Below are 15,011 nucleotides of genomic sequence, written 5' to 3' on the forward strand. Positions count from 1 at the left end.
TGCGGCCGGCCGACGGCTGCGAGTGCTGCGTCAGACGCGACGGCGCTTCGGCGGGCGGCAGCCGTTGTGCGCCTGCGGGGTGACGTCGTTGATCGAGCCGACCTCGAGGCCCGCGGCCTGGAGCGAGCGGATCGCGGTCTCGCGACCGGAGCCCGGGCCCTTCACGAAGACGTCGACCTTCTTCATGCCGTGCTCCTGCGCCTGGCGCGCGGCCGACTCGGCGGCGAGCTGGGCGGCGAACGGCGTCGACTTGCGCGAGCCCTTGAAGCCGACTCCACCGGACGAGGCCCAGCTGATGACGGCCCCGGCGGGGTCGGTGATCGAGACGATGGTGTTGTTGAACGTCGACTTGATGTGGGCCTGGCCCACAGCGATGTTCTTCTTCTCCTTGCGGCGCGGCTTGCGCGCGGCCGACTTGGGGGTAGCCACTTGTTTTCTCCTCTAGGTCCGTGTCGCCCGCGTTACTTGCGGCCGGCCTTCTTCTTGCCGGCGACGGTGCGCTTCGGGCCCTTGCGGGTGCGAGCGTTCGTCTTGGTGCGCTGTCCACGGACCGGGAGGCCGCGACGGTGGCGGATGCCCTCGTACGAGCCGATCTCGACCTTGCGGCGGATGTCGGCGGCGACCTCGCGGCGGAGGTCGCCCTCCACCTTGTAGTTGCCCTCGATGTAGTCGCGGAGCGCGACGAGCTGGTCGTCGGTGAGATCCTTGACGCGGATGTTGCCGTCGATCCCGGTGTCGCTCAGCGTCTTCAGCGCGCTCGTGCGGCCGACACCGTAGATGTAGGTCAGTGCGACCTCCACGCGCTTCTCGCGCGGGATGTCTACTCCTGCCAGACGTGCCATGGTGGCTTCTCCTGTGAGTGAGTGGAGGTGTGAAGCAACGTCGGTGCCTCGGCCTCCGACCGAAGGTGTCCTCGCCGTCCACCCCGGGAGACCCGGGGCGCTGCGCGATTTCTGACGTTGCGGAATGTGGTGCTGGTGGTGCTGTCGTGCTGAGCGGTCGCCCGCCCCGTGCTCCCGTCGGAGCGCCGGTCAGTCCCTGCGGACTAGCCCTGGCGCTGCTTGTGACGGGGGTTGCTGCTGCAGATGACCATCACGTTGCCGTGGCGGCGGATGATCTTGCAGTGGTCGCAGATGCGCTTGACGCTGGGGTTGACCTTCATTGTTCTGTTCCTTGTTTTCGCTGGCGTCGTGCTCCCGGCGGATGCCGGGGCCGTTCCTTACAGGACACGCACGTCGCGAACTGAGCGGAGCGAACGTCTACTTGTAGCGGTAGACGATCCGGCCGCGGGTCAGGTCGTAGGGGCTCAGCTCCACGATCACGCGATCCTCGGGGAGGATGCGGATGTAGTGCTGACGCATCTTGCCCGAGATGTGGGCGAGAACCTTGTGTCCGTTGGTGAGCTCCACGCGGAACATCGCGTTGGGGAGCGCCTCGACAACCGCACCTTCGATTTCGATGACACCGTCTTTTTTGGCCATAGCCTCACTGTCGTTCGGAAGTAGTGTGTGTACTGGTCGTGCGAATGCTTCCGCGACGATCCTCCCCTCGGGCGGAGCCCGGGAGGTGGTGCGCGGGCGTGCCGGAGCACGCGCAAACACCAAGGGTCGATACTACGCCAGTCCGCCCTTCTCCGCCAGCCCGGGCGTGTCGCCCGCGGCTCGGGTGGCCCCGGGCCGGCCGTGCGGTCCCGCGTCGCCGACGGGCGCACAGGATCGTTCCCGCCTAGGCTCTCCCTCGTCGAGCGAAGGGACCGCGGATGGCGCGCACGGAGAAGACGACGACGGGCCGCTCGGCGGACGGCCGGCGACGCTGGTACTCGCACCCCCTGGTGACCGTGCTCGTCGCGATCGTCGTCATCGCCCTCGTGCAGACGTTCTTCGTGAAGGTGTACACCGTGCCCACCGGCTCGATGGAGAACACTCTGCAGGGCGGCGGCTTCTTCGGCGACCGCATCCTGGTCGACCGCACCGCGGCGCTCCACGGCGAGCCCGAGTCGGAGCAGATCGTCGTCTTCTCACGCGACGCGCGCTGGGGCGCGACCGACGCGGTGGGCAACCCGCTCTCCGAGGCGGTGAAGTACTTCGGTGACGTCACGAGCATCGGCCCGTCGCACGAGGAGTTCCTCGTGAAGCGCGTGATCGCGACCGCCGGTCAGACGGTCTCCTGCTGCGATGCGGAGGGGCACGTGCTCGTCGACGGGCAGCCTCTCGCAGGCGACTACGTCTTCGAGGACTTCCCGTTCACCCCCGGGACCCAGGACTGCGACTCGCAGCCCGCCTCCACCCGCTGCTTCCAGGAGTACACGGTGCCGGAGGACACGCTCTTCGTCCTCGGCGACCACCGCTCCAACTCCAACGACTCGCTCGGCGACTGCCGCGGGGCGCCGGGCCCGATCGACTCCTGCGTGAAGACCGTGCCGATCGAGCGCGTGGTCGGGCGCGTCTTCGCCGTGGCCTGGCCCCTGACCCGCTGGCGCCTCTTCTAATCCGGCCCGCCCCGGGAACCACGAAGGGGCGGGGTGGGATGCCGGAGCACCCGATCCCGCCCCTTCGGACGCACGCTCTCGAGGATCAGCCGCGGACGACCGCGACGACCTGCGCGAACAGCGGGTGGTCCGCTCCGAGCCCCGTCACCTCGGCGACGAACTCCTCCGGCGACAGCGCCGCCAGCTTCTCCTTGAGCTCCACGCTCTGCGGGTCCTCCGGCACGTCGAAGCGGAGGGCCGCCCCGATCGCCGTCAGCAGTCCGCTCGGCACGTACCCGCGCTCGGCGAGCTCCGCCGCCGGGCCGATGAAGCGCTCGTGCCGCGAGAGCTTCCGCAGCGGCTGGCGCCCGACCCGGTCGACCGTGTCGGTGAGGCCCGGGTTGGCGAAGCGCTTCAGCGTCTTCTGGAGGTAGGCCTCCTGCTCCTCGTCGCTGAAGCCGTGCTTCTCGACGATGAGCGTCTTGGTGTCCTCGAGCGCGGCCTTCACCGCGTCGTGCACCTCGGGCAGCGCGAGCGCGTCCGAGAGCTTGTGCGCACCGGCGGCGAAGCCGGTGTACGCGGCGGTCGCGTGCCCGGTGTTGACCGTGAAGAGCTTGCGCTCGATGAACGGCTCGAGGTCGTCCACGTAGGTCGCGCCCGGCAGCTCCGGCTCGGCGCCCGCGAACGGCGTGCGGTCGATGACCCACTCGAAGAAGCTCTCCACCGTGACGTCGAGGCCCTGGCCCGGCGCCTGGTTCGGCACGATCCGGTCGACGGCCGTGTCGGCGAAGACGGCGCGGGAGCGCAGGCGCTCCCACTCCTCGGCGCCGAGGCTGGCCGCGATCTCGGTCTCGAGCAGGCGGGTGGCGTTGATCGCGTTCTCGCAGGCCATCACCGCGAGGCGCGGCGCCGACTCGGCCCGAGCCGCGAGGCCCTTCGCGATCACGGGCGCGACGAAGCGCAGGATGTTCGGCCCCACCGCGGTGGTGACGATGTCGGCCGCCGCGATCTCGCGGACGAGGGCCTCCTCGTCGCTCGCAGAGTTGACGGCGCGGAAGCCGTCGACGACGTGCGTCGCGGAGGACTCCCCCACCTCGTGCACCTCGTAGCTGTCCGCGGCGGCGAGCTGGTCGATCAGCGCCGCGTTGACGTCGGCGAAGACGAGCTCGTAGCCGGCCCCGTGCAGGATCAGCCCGACGAAGCCGCGGCCGATGTTGCCGGCGCCGAAGTGGACGGCGGTGGGCATCAGGAGTTGACCTCGCCCAGCAGCGCGTAGAGCGCCTGCGCGTCCGGGGCGTCGAGGAGCTTCTGCACCTCGTCCTCCTCGGAGAAGATGATCGCGATCTTGGAGAGGATCTCGAGGTGCTCGTTGTTCACGCCGGCGATGCCGACGACGAAGCGGACCTCGTTGCCGTCCCAGTCGATCGGCTGCGCGTAGCGGACGAAGGAGAGGGCCGACGAGCGGATCTCGTCCTTCGCGTCGTTCGTGCCGTGCGGGATGGCGAGCAGGTTGCCCATGTAGGTGGAAACGGTCGCCTCGCGGGCGAGCATCGCCTCGTGGTACGCGGGAGTGACGGCGCCGACGCCGACCAGCATGTCGGCGGCCTCCTTGATGGCGGTCTCCTTCGAGGTGGCGGTGCCGGAGGCGTTGATCTGTCCGATGGTGAGCACATCGCTCATGGCGTGCGTCCTTTCCGTGGAGTGGTGAACGAGCAAGGGAACCCGCAGGGGCGAGCGGAGCGTCTCCGCCACGTCGCACCCTACGGGTTCCCTCAGGGGTGATGCCGACTACTTGCCGTGCTGCTCCGCGACGAGCGAGACGACCTCGTCGTACTTCGGGCTGTTCATGAAGTTGTCGACGGAGACGTGGATCGCGCCCGGCGTGCGCTGGCGCGCCCGCTCGGTCAGCTCGGCCTGGGTGATGACCAGGTCGACGTCGTCCTCGAGGGCCGCGATCGCCTTGTTGGTGACCGTGACGTCCTCGAAGCCCGCCTTCTTCATCTTGTTCCGCAGGACGGAGGCGCCCATGGCGGACGATCCCATTCCGGCGTCGCAGGCGAAGACGATGTTGCGCACCTGGGTGGCGGTGGCGGTCGACGAGGCGCCGTCCTGGTTGGAGGCGCCGCTCGTGTTGAGCAGCGAGCCGACGGCGCTCTCCTTGCCCTTGTTCGACGAGTTGGCGGCGACGGCGGCGGCGAGCTTGTCGTCACCGGCGGCCATCGCGTCGAGGTCGCGCTTGCGGCTGCCGCGGATGATGAACGACGCCACGAGGAACGACACGGCCATCGAGAGCAGGACCGAGAGGATCACGCCGAGGTAGCTGTCGCGCGAGGTCTGCAGCAGCACCGCGATGATCGATCCGGGCGAGGCGGGAGCGACGAGGCCGGAGTCGAACGCGACGTTGGTCGCGACACCGGTCATGCCGCCGAGGATGACGGCCGCGACGAGCGCGGGCTTCATCAGCACGTAGGGGAAGTAGATCTCGTGGATGCCACCGACGAAGTGGATCAGCGCGGCGCCGGGAGCGGAGCCGCGGGCGATGCCCACACCGAAGATCGCGAAGGCGAGCAGCACGCCCATGCCGGGGCCGGGGTTGGCCTCGAGCAGGAACAGGTACGACTTGCCCTGCTCCTGCGCCATGACGGTGCCGAGCGGGGTGAGGACGCCCTGGTTGATGGCGTTGTTGAGGAACAGGATCTTGGCCGGCTCGATGAAGATCGAGGTCAGCGGCAGCAGGCCCGCGTTCACCAAGAGGTCGACGCCGTCGCCGAGGATCTTGGTGAGGAACGAGATGATCGGCGCGATGCCGAAGAACGCGCCCAGCGAGAGGAGCATGCCGAGGATTCCGGCGGAGAAGTTGTTGACCAGCATCTCGAAGCCGGGCTTGATCTTGCCGTCCCAGATCGAGTCGACCTTCTTCATCAGCCACGCGGCGAGCGGGCCGATGATCATGGCGCCGAGGAACATCGGGATGGTGGCGCCGACGATGACGCCCATGGTGGCGATCGAGGCGACCACGCCACCGCGCTGGCCGTAGACCATGCGGCCACCGGTGTTCGCGATGAGCAGCGGGAGCAGGTAGGTGATCATCGGGCCGACGAGGCCGATGTACTGCTGGAAGGTCGCGCCGTCCTCACCGGCGGCGAGCTGGGTGCGGGCACCCTCCCAGCCGATCTGAGCCGCGTCGCCGAAGCCGCCGAGGATGCCGTTGGGCAGCCAGCCCGCGGCGATGAAGAGCGAGGTGATGAGACCCCACGCGATGAAGGCCGCGATGTTCGGCATGACCATCCCCGAGAGGAAGGTGCCGAATCGCTGGACGTGGACGCGCGTACCTCCGCGCGTCGACGTCGCTGACGTCGTTGTCATGTGGTGTGTTCTCCGATTCTGAGGGTGGGAGATCCGGTCGCTCCTGAGGCGGGCCGGGCTCCCGCGGGGCGGGACGTGACGGGGTGGTGCAAGGGGTCGTGCTCGGTGGTGCGGTGGCGCGGGGTGGTGCGGGAGGATCGCGCGGATGCGGGCCGCGCGATCCCCGGGATCAGGAGGCGGCGATCGCCTCGGTCACGGCGGAACGGGCGTCCGCCGCACTGTCGGCCGCGAGGGCGAGCTCGGCGTAGCGCTTCGCGTCCTCGAGGGTGTGCTCGGCCAGCTCGGCGCGGACGTCGGCCAGGGCCGACGGCGACATCGAGAGGGTCGTCGCGCCGAGGCCCACGAGGACCACGGCGAGCAGCGGATCCGCGGCGGCCTCGCCGCAGATGCCGACGGGCTTGCCCAGCGCGGCGCCCGCGCGCCCGACCTCGCCGACGAGGCGGAGGACGGCGGGGTGCCACGGGTCCTGGAACGCGGACACGGTGCCGAGCATCCGGTCGGCCGCCAGGGTGTACTGGGTCAGGTCGTTGGTGCCGATGGAGGCGAAGTCGGCGACTCCGAGGATCCGGTCGGCGAGCAGGGCGGAGGAGGGGACCTCCACCATCACGCCGGCGGTGCGGATTCCGAGCTCCTTGGCCATCGAGGTGAAGTAGCGGGTCTCGTCGACCGTCGCGACCATCGGCGCCATGACCCAGAGGTCGGCGTCGGTCGCGGCGTCCGCCTGAGCGAGCGCGGTGAGCTGGTCGCGGAGGATCTGCTCGCTCGCGCGCAGGGCGCGGAGGCCGCGGAGGCCCAGCGCCGGGTTCTCCTCGTGGTTGTCGTTGAGGAAGGCGAGCGGCTTGTCGGCGCCGGCGTCGAGCGCGCGCACGACGACCTTGCGGCCGGGGAACGCGGCGAGGAGGCGGGTGTACTGCTCGGCCTGCTCCGCGACGGTCGGCGCCTCCTTCGCGTCGAGGAAGAGGAACTCGGTGCGGAACAGACCCACGCCCTCGGCTCCCAGCTCGACCGCGTTCTGGGCGCCGTCGGCCGAGCCGAGGTTCGCCAGAAGCGGCACGGCGTGCCCGTCGGCGAGCGCGCCCGGAACGACGGGGGCGGCGAGCATCTCGGCGCGCTGGGTGATCGACGCCTTCGCGTCGCCGATCTCGACGTCGGACGGGTTCACCGTCACGACGCCGGAGGAGGCGTCGAGGATGACGAGCTGGCCGTCGCGCAGGTCGAGCGCACCGGTGGTGCCGACGATGGCGGTGATCGACTTCTCCCGGGCGAGGATCGCCGTGTGCGAGGTCGGGCCGCCGTCGCTCGTGATCAGGCCGAGGACCTTCTCGAGGTCGAGCAGCGCGGTGTCGGCCGGCGCGAGGTCGCGGGCGACGAGCACGAACGGCTCGTCCGACTCCGGGACGCCGGGTGCCGGCACGCCGCGCAGGTGCGCCACGACCCGCTGCGAGACGTCGTCGAGGTCGGTCGCGCGCTCGGCCATGTAGCCGCCCATCGCGACCAGCAGATCGCGGAAGCCGGCGAACGCCTCGTGCACCGCGCGCTCGGCGGTCTTGCCGGTCGCGAGGCGCGCCTTCACGTCGTCTGCGAGCGACGGGTCCTCCGCCATCAGCGCCTGCGCGTCGAGGACGTCCTTCGCCGAGCCGCCTGCGCGGTCACCGCGGTGGCGGATCGTCGCGGCGGTCGCCGACAGCGACGACACCGCGCGCTCCTCCTCCTGGGCCACCGACCGGGTGCTGGCGGTGTCCTCGGGCTCGGGCAGCGGATCGGGCATGCGCAGGACCGGCCCGAGGGCCAGCCCGCGCCCGACTCCGGTGCCCTGGAGCTTCGCGGAGGCGTAGGCGGTGGAAGGAGTGGACAGCGTCATGGGTTCCCGGTTCCTGTCGTGCGTCTCGTCGGTGAGAGGGCGGTGGGGCGAGGGGTCTTAGGCGTCGTGGTCAGTGCTCAGGAACTCGGACAGCTCGTCGAGGATCGCCTGCTCGTTGTCGCCCTCGACCGAGAGGGTCAGCGAGTCGCCGTGCTCGATGCCGAGCGAGATGATCCCGAGGATCGAGGCCGCGTTCACCGCGGTGCCCTCGCCCTTCTTCACCAGGACCTTCTGACCCGACTTCGCCGCGGCCTGGCTGAAGAGCGAGGCGGGGCGGGCGTGGAGGCCCTTCGACGATGCAACCTGCACGGTGCGCTCGACCATGAACGTTTCTCCTTGATCCTGCAGTCGGAACTGCGTCAGTGGTTCCCGGCGCCGGGCGCGAGGCCCGCGGCGGGAGGTGGGGCGTCCCCGTCCGATCCTGCGACGACCGCGCGAGCGGCGAAGAGGACGGGCAGGGTGTCGAGCACGGCATCGGCACCGTGCGCCCCGAAGACGTCGTGCGGGAGGAGGGCTGCCGCGGCGCCGACGTGCACCGCGCGCTGGCGGAGCTCGTCGAACTGCGGCTCGAGGTGCGGTCCGACCAGGAGGACGTCCGCCAGGGGCAGAGCGTCCGCGAGACCGGGAAGGGTCTCGGATCGGAACACGGCATCGATGCCGCGCTGCTTCGCGCCCGCTCGCAGCCGGTGGGCCAGGAACGTGCTCGACGCGCCTGCACCGCAGACGATCAGGATCGTGCGCACCTCGTTCGCCTCCTCGCGTCCGGGTCTTGCCTCATCCAAGCATCTCGGCGGCCGCGCGTCCGCCCCCCGCAGACAATCTTCCGCAGGGGCGGAAGAGCGCTCCCGGCGGCTTCGGCGCGGGTCCGCCCCGGCCGACCCGGAGATGGTTGACTGGAAGACCGATGCCTGACAACCGCGAACGACTGCTGGAGTACCTCTCCCGCGCCGACGGCTGGGTGACGGCGCACGAGCTCGCCGACCGGCTCGGGGTGACCACCCGCAGCGTCCGCAGCTACGTCACCGCGGTGAAGACCCAGGCGGCTCCGCTCGAGCCGGTCGAGTCGTCCGCGAACGGCTACCGGCTCGCCCGCGACGCGTACACCGCGTTCCTCGAGACCCGGCAGCTCCGCGACGTCGAACCGGACACCCCGCGCGACCGGCTCTACAGCATCGTCCGCCGCCTGGTCGACTCCGACGAGGGGCTCGACGTCGTCGCGCTCGCCGAGGCGCTCTCGGTCAGCGAGTCGACGGTCGACGCCGACCTGCGCCGGGTGAAGGCGCTCGCGGACGAGGCGGGACTCGCCCTGGTCCGCCGCGGTCCGTCCGTGCGCCTCGAGGGCAGCGAGGAGGCGCGGCGCCGGCTGATCTCGCGGATGTTCCGCGACGAGAGCGCGCAGGGCGTGTTCACCCTCGACGACGTGCAGCGCGAGTTCGCCTCCCCCGGACTCGGCGCGTTCAAGACCGAGCTGCTCGCCGCGCTCGAGAGCCGCGGCTACTACATCAACGACTACGGCGTGAACAGCGTGCTGCTGCACATCGCGATCGCGGTCGACCGGGTGACCCGCGGCATCGGCGACCCCTCCGGCTCGCGCCCCTCCCCCGCCGTCCACGGCGAGCTGGCGGCGCTGCTCGCCGAGCTGGTCGAGCGCCACTTCGCGACCCGGCTCACCGACGCGGAGCTCGCCCAGCTCGCGATCCTGATGACGACCAGGGTCGCGACTCCCGGGCAGAACGAGCCGGTGGCGACCGTCGTCGAGAACTACCTCGACCCGGAGGACCTCGCCGTGGTCCGCGAGCTCGTCGCGGACGTCAACGAGGCCTACCTGGTCGACCTCGACGACGAGGGCTTCATCGTCCGCCTCGCGCTGCACGTGCGGAACCTCGTCGCGCGGGCCACGGAGGGCGGCTACTCGCGGAACCCGCTGACCCGCTCGATCAAGACCAGTTTCCCGATGACCTACGAGATCGCGGTGTTCCTCGCGAGCGGGCTGCAGCGACTGCGCGGGATCTCGGTCAACGAGGACGAGATCGCCTACATCGCCCTGCACGTCGGCTCGTTCCTCGAGCGGGTGTCGCGGCGCGAGGAGCGGCTGTCCTGCGTCATCGTCTGCCCCAACTACTACGACCTCGCGCACATGCTGCGGCTGCGGGTCGAGCGCTCGCTCGGCACCGAGGTGGAGGTCCGCTCGCTGATCACCCGGAGCGACGTCGACTGGGACCGGCTGACCGCGGATCTCGTGATCACCACCATCGACGAGCGGCCCGCCGCCGAGGACGTCGTCGTGGTGCAGCCGTTCCTGACCGATCACGACGTGGACGCGGTGCGCCGGGCGATCGCGCGGGTGCGCCGGCACCGGCGCCGGGCGCGGATCAAGGACGAGCTGCTGCAGTTCTTCGACGAGTCGCTCTTCTTCCGCAATCTGCACGCGCGGGACGAGTCCGCGATGATCCGCCTGCTCGGCGAGCGGATGATCGCCGGCGGCATCATCGACGAGGACTACGTCGACGGCGCGATCGACCGCGAGCGGATGAGCTCCACCGCGTTCACCGACAATCTCGCGGTCCCGCACGCGATGGCGATGAGCGCCCGTCGCACCGCGATCGCGATCGTCGTCAACGACGTCCCGATGGCGTGGGGCGAGCAGCGGGTCAACGTCATCGCGATGATCGCGTTCGCGTCCGCGGGGCGCAGCACCTTCCAGTCGGTCTTCGACCAGTTCGTCGAGGTCTTCGCCGACCGCGCCGAGGTGCAGCGCCTGATCCGCCGCTCGACGGACTTCGGCGGCTTCATCGAGGAGCTCGTCCGCGTCATCGACAGCTGACGCGGGTCTCGATACACCGCTCCGCGGCTACTCGGGGAGGGCGTATCGAGATCGTCGGCGGCGACCGCACGTGGTGCGGTGCCTGATCCGCCGCTCCACGGACACTGATCCACGCGTGCCCCTGTTCCTGGCGCGGGCGGGCGGTCAGACTCGGCAGGGGGCGCCCCCGATCGCTGCGACGAAGGAGCATCCCATGTCTGTCGATCCCGAGGTCTACCGTTCCGCGCTGGACCGATCGTCCGCCGCCGCGATGCGGTGGATCGAGACCCTCCCGAGCCGGCCGATACCGCCGTCCAAGAACGTCGAGCAGATGGCGGAGGCGTTCGGCGGGCCGTTGCAGGAGAACCCGCTCGAGCCCGCCGCCGTGGTGGAGGAGCTCGCGACACTCTCGGAGCCCGGCTTGATGGCGATGCCCTCCGGGCGGTTCTTCGGCTGGGTGATCGGCGGCACCCTGCCTGCCGCTCTCGGCGCGGACTGGCTGGTCAGCGCCTGGGATCAGAACGCCGCCATGCGCTACGCCTCACCGGCGACGGCCGCCGTCGAGCAGGTCGCCGGCGAGTGGCTGCTCACGGCACTCGGGCTCCCGGCGACGGCGGACGTCGGATTCACCACCGGGGCGACGATGGCGAACTTCGTGGGGCTGGCCACCGCCCGCGCCTTCGCACTGGACCGGGTCGGCTGGGACGTGAACGCCGACGGCCTGCAGGGAGCGCCGCGGCTCACCGTGCTCGCTGGAGCGGAGCGGCACACCTCCGTCGATCTCGCCCTGCGCTACCTGGGGCTCGGGGCGCCCACGCTCGTCGACACCGACGACCAGGGCCGCGTCCTCGTCGCTGCGCTCGCCACCGCACTGGAGCGAGCGGACGGCCCCGTGATCGTCTGCCTCAAGGCCGGGAACCTGCACTCCGGCGCCTTCGATCCGATGGCCGACGCGATCGAGATCGCGCACGAGCACGGCGCGTGGGTCCACGTCGACGGCGCCTTCGGCTTGTGGGCGGGAGCCAGCCCTGCGCTCCGCCCGCTCCTGCGCGGGATCGAGACGGCGGACTCCTGGGCGACGGACGCGCACAAGACGCTCAACGTCCCGTACGACTGCGGAGTCGCCGTCGTGGCGCGGAGCGGGGCCGCCGGCGCGGCACTGGGGACCCGGACGGCCTACCTGATCCGCGCTGACGGCGACGAGCCGGACCCGATGGATCTGACACCGGAGATGTCCCGCCGAGCACGCGGTGTGCCGGTGTGGGCGGCCTTGCGCCAGCTGGGCCGGACCGGCCTCGTCTCCCTCGTCGACGGACTGGTCGCCACTGCGAAGGATCTGGCGGATCAGCTCTCAGCGGTCCCGGGGGTCAGCGTGCTGAACGAGGTCGTCTTCACCCAGGTCTGCCTGGCCTTCGAGTCGGACGAACGGACCCGGGAGGTGACCCGCCGGCTGATCGAGGACGGCACCGTCTGGATGTCCGGCTCCCATTGGCGGGGGCGGGACGTGCTGCGGATCTCGGTGAGCAACTGGTCGACCGATCCGGCCGACGTCGCCACGAGCGTCGCCGCCGTCCGCGCGGCGGCCGGCGCTCCCCAGGCGTGACCTCGCCGAGGCGCGGCCGGACGTCGGAGCGTCTCAGGCGATCGGCGTCGGCACGATCCCGTACGGCGCCAGGCCGGCGGCCCCGCCGTCGGCGAGGGTCGTCACCCAGATGCCGTCGCGGTGGACCGCGACGGAGTGCTCCCAGTGCGCCGACATGCTGCCGTCGATGGTCGCCACCGTCCAGTCGTCCTCGCGGACGACCGTCTCCGCGCTGCCCGCGGTGACCATCGGCTCGATGGCGACGACGAGCCCGGGCTTCACCTCGGGCCCGCGCTGGCGCACCCGGTAGTTGAAGACCGGCGGCGCCTCGTGCATGGTCCGGCCGATGCCGTGGCCGATGTAGTCGGTGAGGATGCCGTAGGTCCGGCCCGTGGCCTCCGCCTCGTCCTCGATGTACTCCTCGATCGCCGCGCCGACCTCGTTGAGGTGGCGAGCGGAGGCGAGGGCCGCGATCCCACGCCAGAGCGACCCCTCGGTCACCCGGGACAGCTCGGTCCGCAGCGCGACGTCGTCCGGCCGCGACGGATCGGGCAGCACGAGCGTCATCGCCGAGTCGCCGTTCCAGCCGTCGATCTCGGCGCCGCTGTCGATCGAGACGATGTCGCCCGGTCCGAGGACGCGGCCGCCGGGGATCCCGTGCACGACCTCGTCGTTCACCGACGCGCAGATCGTGTGCCGGTAGCCCGGAACGAGCTGGAAGTTCGAGTGCCCGCCGAGCGCGACGATCGCGGCCTCGGCCACCGCGTCGAGCTCGAGCGTGCTGACACCGGGCCGGACCGCGGCGCGGACGGCGTCGAGGGAGGCGGCGGTCGCCAGCCCCGGCGCGATCATCGATCGCAGCTGGGCCGGCGTCTTGTAGAGGGAGGAGCGCAGAGCCACGGGTCAGGCGGCCGGCGAGTCGCCGACCAGGCGCCCGACGCGGTGGCCCTCGAGCGCGACGACGATCCGCTCGGTCACCTCGTCGACCGGGCCGAGGCCGTCGACGACGATCACGAGTCCGCGGGCGGCGTAGATGTCGATCAGCGGCGCGGTCTGCTCCTCGTAGAGGGCGAGCCGGTGCCGGATGACCTCCTCGGTGTCGTCGCTGCGACCCTGCTCCGCGGAGCGCTTGAGCAGGCGGGCCACGACCTCGTCGGGATCCGCCGTCAGCTGCACGACCGCGTCGAGCCGGTTGCCGTCGGCCGCGACGATGCGGTCGAGCTCGTCGACCTGCTCCGTGGTGCGCGGGTAGCCGTCGAGGAGGAAGCCGGTCGAGACATCGGCCTCCTGCAGCCGGTCGTGCACGATCGCGTTGGTCAGCTCGTCCGGGACGTAGCGGCCGGCGTCGAGGAACGACTTCGCCTGGAGGCCGAGCTCGGTCTCGTTGGCCACGTTGGCGCGGAAGATGTCACCGGTGGAGATCGCGGGGACCTTCAGGACCTCGCTGAGCCGGGCGGCCTGAGTCCCTTTGCCGGCACCGGGAGGGCCGATCAGCAGAAGACGGAAGCCGACCGGGTTCGAGGTCATCGGAGGAGCCCTTCGTAGTGGCGCTGCTGCAGCTGGGAGTCGATCTGCTTCACCGTCTCGAGGCCGACTCCGACGATGATCAGGATGGACGTCCCGCCGAACGGGAAGTTCTGGTTCGCACCGACCAGCGCGAGCGCGATGAGCGGCACGAGCGCGATGAGGCCCAGATAGACCGAGCCGGGCAGCGTCACCCGGGTCAGGACGTAGTTCAGGTACTCGGCGGTCGGGCGACCGGCACGGATGCCGGGGATGAAGCCGCCGTAGCGCTTCATGTTGTCGGCGACCTCGTCGGGGTTGAACGTGATCGCGACGTAGAAGTAGGTGAACCCGACGATCAGCAGGAAGTACAGCGCCATGTAGAGCGGGTGATCGCCCTTGGTGAGGTAGTTGGTGATCCAGGTGACCCAGAACGGAGCCTCCTGGCCGGCCGCGGGCTGGTTGAACTGCGCGATGAGCGCGGGCAGGTAGAGCAGCGACGACGCGAAGATGACGGGCACGACGCCGGCCATGTTGACCTTGATCGGGATGTAGGTGTTGTTCCCGCCGTAGGTCCGCCTGCCGACCATCCGCTTGGCGTACTGCACGGGGATCCGCCGCTGCGACTGCTCGACGAAGACGACCGCGACGACGAGCACGAGCCCGACGGCGAGGACGAGCAGGAAGGTCTCGAAGCCGCGCGACTGCGCGATCGACCAGAGCGAGGTGGGGAACTGGGCGGCGATCGAGGTGAAGATCAGCAGCGACATGCCGTTGCCGATGCCGCGCTCGGTGATGAGCTCGCCCATCCACATGATGATGCCGGTGCCCGCGGTCATGGTGATGACCATGAGGAGGATCGAGTACCACTCGTCGGTGATGATGAGCGCCGAGCACTCCGGGACCCCGGAGTTGCCGAACAGCGCGCCCGAGCGGGCGACGGTGATGAGGGTGGTCGACTGCAGGACGCCGAGCGCGATCGTGAGATAGCGGGTGTACTGCGTCAGCCGGCCCTGGCCCGACTGGCCCTCCTTGTAGAGGGTCTCGAAGTGCGGGATGACCACGCGCAGCAGCTGCACGATGATCGACGCCGTGATGTACGGCATGATGCCGAGCGCGAAGATCGACAGCTGGAGCAGGGCTCCACCGCTGAAGAGGTTGACGAGCTCGTACAGACCGGAGGTGCCCTGGTTGCCGGCGAGGCAGGCCTGGACGGCCTCGAAGTCGACGAACGGAGCAGGGATGAAGGATCCCAGCCGGAAGATCGCCACGATCGCGAGGGTGAAGCCGATCTTGCGGCGGAGGTCGGGGGTGCGGAAGATCCGCGCTACGGCGCCAAACATCTACCTAGGGTCTCCTGCTCAGTTCTGGGTGCGGGATACAGGTCGAGCTTGTCACGCGCTCCCCGCGGGGAGTCGACGTGACAAGC

Annotated in this window: 16 protein-coding genes; 3 read left to right on the plus strand and 13 right to left on the minus strand. The window is 70.4% G+C overall.

Features of this window, described 5'->3' with window-relative positions; translation table 11 throughout:
- Nucleotides 1–30: 30 nt before the first annotated feature.
- The 4 genes from rpsK to infA all read right to left on the minus strand — a co-directional run bounded on the left by rpsK (nt 31) and on the right by infA (nt 1,481).
- Nucleotides 31–429 carry a 30S ribosomal protein S11 gene (gene rpsK / locus GSU72_RS15145; protein ID WP_056037257.1) on the minus strand — a complete coding sequence of 133 codons (399 nt, stop codon included), beginning with the start codon at nt 427–429 and terminating at the stop codon, nt 31–33.
- Between the two features lie 32 nt (nt 430–461).
- Nucleotides 462–842, minus strand: coding sequence for a 30S ribosomal protein S13 (gene rpsM / locus GSU72_RS15150; protein ID WP_056037260.1), 381 nt, complete (start codon nt 840–842; stop codon nt 462–464).
- A gap of 203 nt (nt 843–1,045) precedes the next feature.
- Nucleotides 1,046–1,162 carry a 50S ribosomal protein L36 gene (rpmJ, locus tag GSU72_RS15155; RefSeq protein WP_055787164.1) on the minus strand — a complete coding sequence of 39 codons (117 nt, stop codon included), beginning with the start codon at nt 1,160–1,162 and terminating at the stop codon, nt 1,046–1,048.
- A 97-nt stretch (nt 1,163–1,259) separates the two neighbouring features.
- Nucleotides 1,260–1,481, minus strand: a complete 222-nt coding sequence (gene infA / locus GSU72_RS15160; RefSeq protein WP_022883252.1) for a translation initiation factor IF-1 — start codon at nt 1,479–1,481, stop codon at nt 1,260–1,262.
- 278 nt (nt 1,482–1,759) lie between these two features.
- Between infA and lepB the strand changes: the two genes are divergently transcribed.
- Nucleotides 1,760–2,488 (plus strand): signal peptidase I, encoded by a 729-nt coding sequence (gene lepB / locus GSU72_RS15165; protein WP_159985794.1) that lies wholly within the window; start codon nt 1,760–1,762, stop codon nt 2,486–2,488.
- Nucleotides 2,489–2,573: 85 nt separating this feature from the next.
- Here the strand turns inward: lepB and GSU72_RS15170 are convergent, their stop codons facing one another.
- The 6 genes from GSU72_RS15170 to GSU72_RS15190 form a co-directional block, all read right to left on the minus strand.
- On the minus strand, nt 2,574–3,713 hold the full coding sequence (locus tag GSU72_RS15170) for a mannitol-1-phosphate 5-dehydrogenase (protein ID WP_159985795.1): 1,140 nt from the start codon (nt 3,711–3,713) through the stop codon (nt 2,574–2,576).
- Nucleotides 3,713–4,147 (minus strand): PTS sugar transporter subunit IIA, encoded by a 435-nt coding sequence (locus GSU72_RS21665; protein WP_160087637.1) that lies wholly within the window; start codon nt 4,145–4,147, stop codon nt 3,713–3,715. The genes GSU72_RS15170 and GSU72_RS21665 overlap by 1 nt, the downstream gene beginning before the upstream one ends.
- Nucleotides 4,148–4,255: 108 nt before the next feature.
- Complete coding sequence (locus GSU72_RS15175) at nt 4,256–5,833, minus strand: PTS mannitol transporter subunit IICB (protein ID WP_244255840.1); 1,578 nt, start codon at nt 5,831–5,833, stop codon at nt 4,256–4,258.
- A gap of 169 nt (nt 5,834–6,002) precedes the next feature.
- Nucleotides 6,003–7,694 (minus strand): phosphoenolpyruvate--protein phosphotransferase, encoded by a 1,692-nt coding sequence (gene ptsP, locus GSU72_RS15180; protein WP_159985796.1) that lies wholly within the window; start codon nt 7,692–7,694, stop codon nt 6,003–6,005.
- Nucleotides 7,695–7,751: 57 nt separating this feature from the next.
- Nucleotides 7,752–8,018, minus strand: coding sequence for an HPr family phosphocarrier protein (locus GSU72_RS15185; protein ID WP_123445062.1), 267 nt, complete (start codon nt 8,016–8,018; stop codon nt 7,752–7,754).
- 35 nt (nt 8,019–8,053) lie between these two features.
- Nucleotides 8,054–8,437, minus strand: a complete 384-nt coding sequence (locus GSU72_RS15190; RefSeq protein WP_159985797.1) for a PTS sugar transporter — start codon at nt 8,435–8,437, stop codon at nt 8,054–8,056.
- 161 nt (nt 8,438–8,598) lie between these two features.
- On the opposite strand from GSU72_RS15190, the gene GSU72_RS15195 reads away from it, so the two are divergent.
- Nucleotides 8,599–10,518 carry a BglG family transcription antiterminator gene (locus GSU72_RS15195; protein ID WP_159985798.1) on the plus strand — a complete coding sequence of 640 codons (1,920 nt, stop codon included), beginning with the start codon at nt 8,599–8,601 and terminating at the stop codon, nt 10,516–10,518.
- Nucleotides 10,519–10,711: 193 nt separating this feature from the next.
- Nucleotides 10,712–12,100: a pyridoxal-dependent decarboxylase gene (locus GSU72_RS15200; protein ID WP_159985799.1), complete on the plus strand. Its 1,389-nt coding sequence runs from the start codon at nt 10,712–10,714 to the stop codon at nt 12,098–12,100.
- 33 nt (nt 12,101–12,133) lie between these two features.
- Here GSU72_RS15200 and map read toward each other — a convergent pair whose 3' ends face one another.
- The 3 genes from map to secY are packed head-to-tail and all read right to left on the minus strand — an operon-like array spanning nt 12,134 to nt 14,925.
- A complete protein-coding gene (gene map, locus GSU72_RS15205) occupies nt 12,134–12,979 on the minus strand; it encodes a type I methionyl aminopeptidase (protein WP_159985800.1) in 846 nt (281 codons plus the stop codon).
- A gap of 3 nt (nt 12,980–12,982) precedes the next feature.
- Nucleotides 12,983–13,606 carry an adenylate kinase gene (locus tag GSU72_RS15210; RefSeq protein ID WP_159985801.1) on the minus strand — a complete coding sequence of 208 codons (624 nt, stop codon included), beginning with the start codon at nt 13,604–13,606 and terminating at the stop codon, nt 12,983–12,985.
- A complete protein-coding gene (gene secY, locus GSU72_RS15215; protein ID WP_159985802.1) occupies nt 13,603–14,925 on the minus strand; it encodes a preprotein translocase subunit SecY in 1,323 nt (440 codons plus the stop codon). The genes GSU72_RS15210 and secY overlap by 4 nt, the downstream gene beginning before the upstream one ends.
- Between the last annotated feature and the right edge of the window lie 86 nt (nt 14,926–15,011).

It is taken from the genome of Rathayibacter sp. VKM Ac-2760 (assembly GCF_009834185.1).
Lineage (GTDB): Bacteria > Actinomycetota > Actinomycetes > Actinomycetales > Microbacteriaceae > Rathayibacter.

Excerpts from the sequence above, each read along its gene's own strand:
- rpsM (WP_056037260.1), bottom strand. The coding sequence starts at position 842 with ATGGCACGTCTGGCAGGAGTAGACATCCCGCGCGAGAAGCGCGTGGAG.
- rpmJ (WP_055787164.1), bottom strand. The coding sequence starts at position 1,162 with ATGAAGGTCAACCCCAGCGTCAAGCGCATCTGCGACCACTGCAAGATC.
- infA (WP_022883252.1), bottom strand. The coding sequence starts at position 1,481 with ATGGCCAAAAAAGACGGTGTCATCGAAATCGAAGGTGCGGTTGTCGAG.
- lepB (WP_159985794.1), top strand. The coding sequence starts at position 1,760 with ATGGCGCGCACGGAGAAGACGACGACGGGCCGCTCGGCGGACGGCCGG.
- GSU72_RS15170 (WP_159985795.1), bottom strand. The coding sequence starts at position 3,713 with ATGCCCACCGCCGTCCACTTCGGCGCCGGCAACATCGGCCGCGGCTTC.
- GSU72_RS21665 (WP_160087637.1), bottom strand. The coding sequence starts at position 4,147 with ATGAGCGATGTGCTCACCATCGGACAGATCAACGCCTCCGGCACCGCC.
- GSU72_RS15175 (WP_244255840.1), bottom strand. The coding sequence starts at position 5,833 with ATGACAACGACGTCAGCGACGTCGACGCGCGGAGGTACGCGCGTCCAC.
- ptsP (WP_159985796.1), bottom strand. The coding sequence starts at position 7,694 with ATGACGCTGTCCACTCCTTCCACCGCCTACGCCTCCGCGAAGCTCCAG.
- GSU72_RS15185 (WP_123445062.1), bottom strand. The coding sequence starts at position 8,018 with ATGGTCGAGCGCACCGTGCAGGTTGCATCGTCGAAGGGCCTCCACGCC.
- GSU72_RS15195 (WP_159985798.1), top strand. The coding sequence starts at position 8,599 with ATGCCTGACAACCGCGAACGACTGCTGGAGTACCTCTCCCGCGCCGAC.
- GSU72_RS15200 (WP_159985799.1), top strand. The coding sequence starts at position 10,712 with ATGTCTGTCGATCCCGAGGTCTACCGTTCCGCGCTGGACCGATCGTCC.
- GSU72_RS15210 (WP_159985801.1), bottom strand. The coding sequence starts at position 13,606 with ATGACCTCGAACCCGGTCGGCTTCCGTCTTCTGCTGATCGGCCCTCCC.
- secY (WP_159985802.1), bottom strand. The coding sequence starts at position 14,925 with ATGTTTGGCGCCGTAGCGCGGATCTTCCGCACCCCCGACCTCCGCCGC.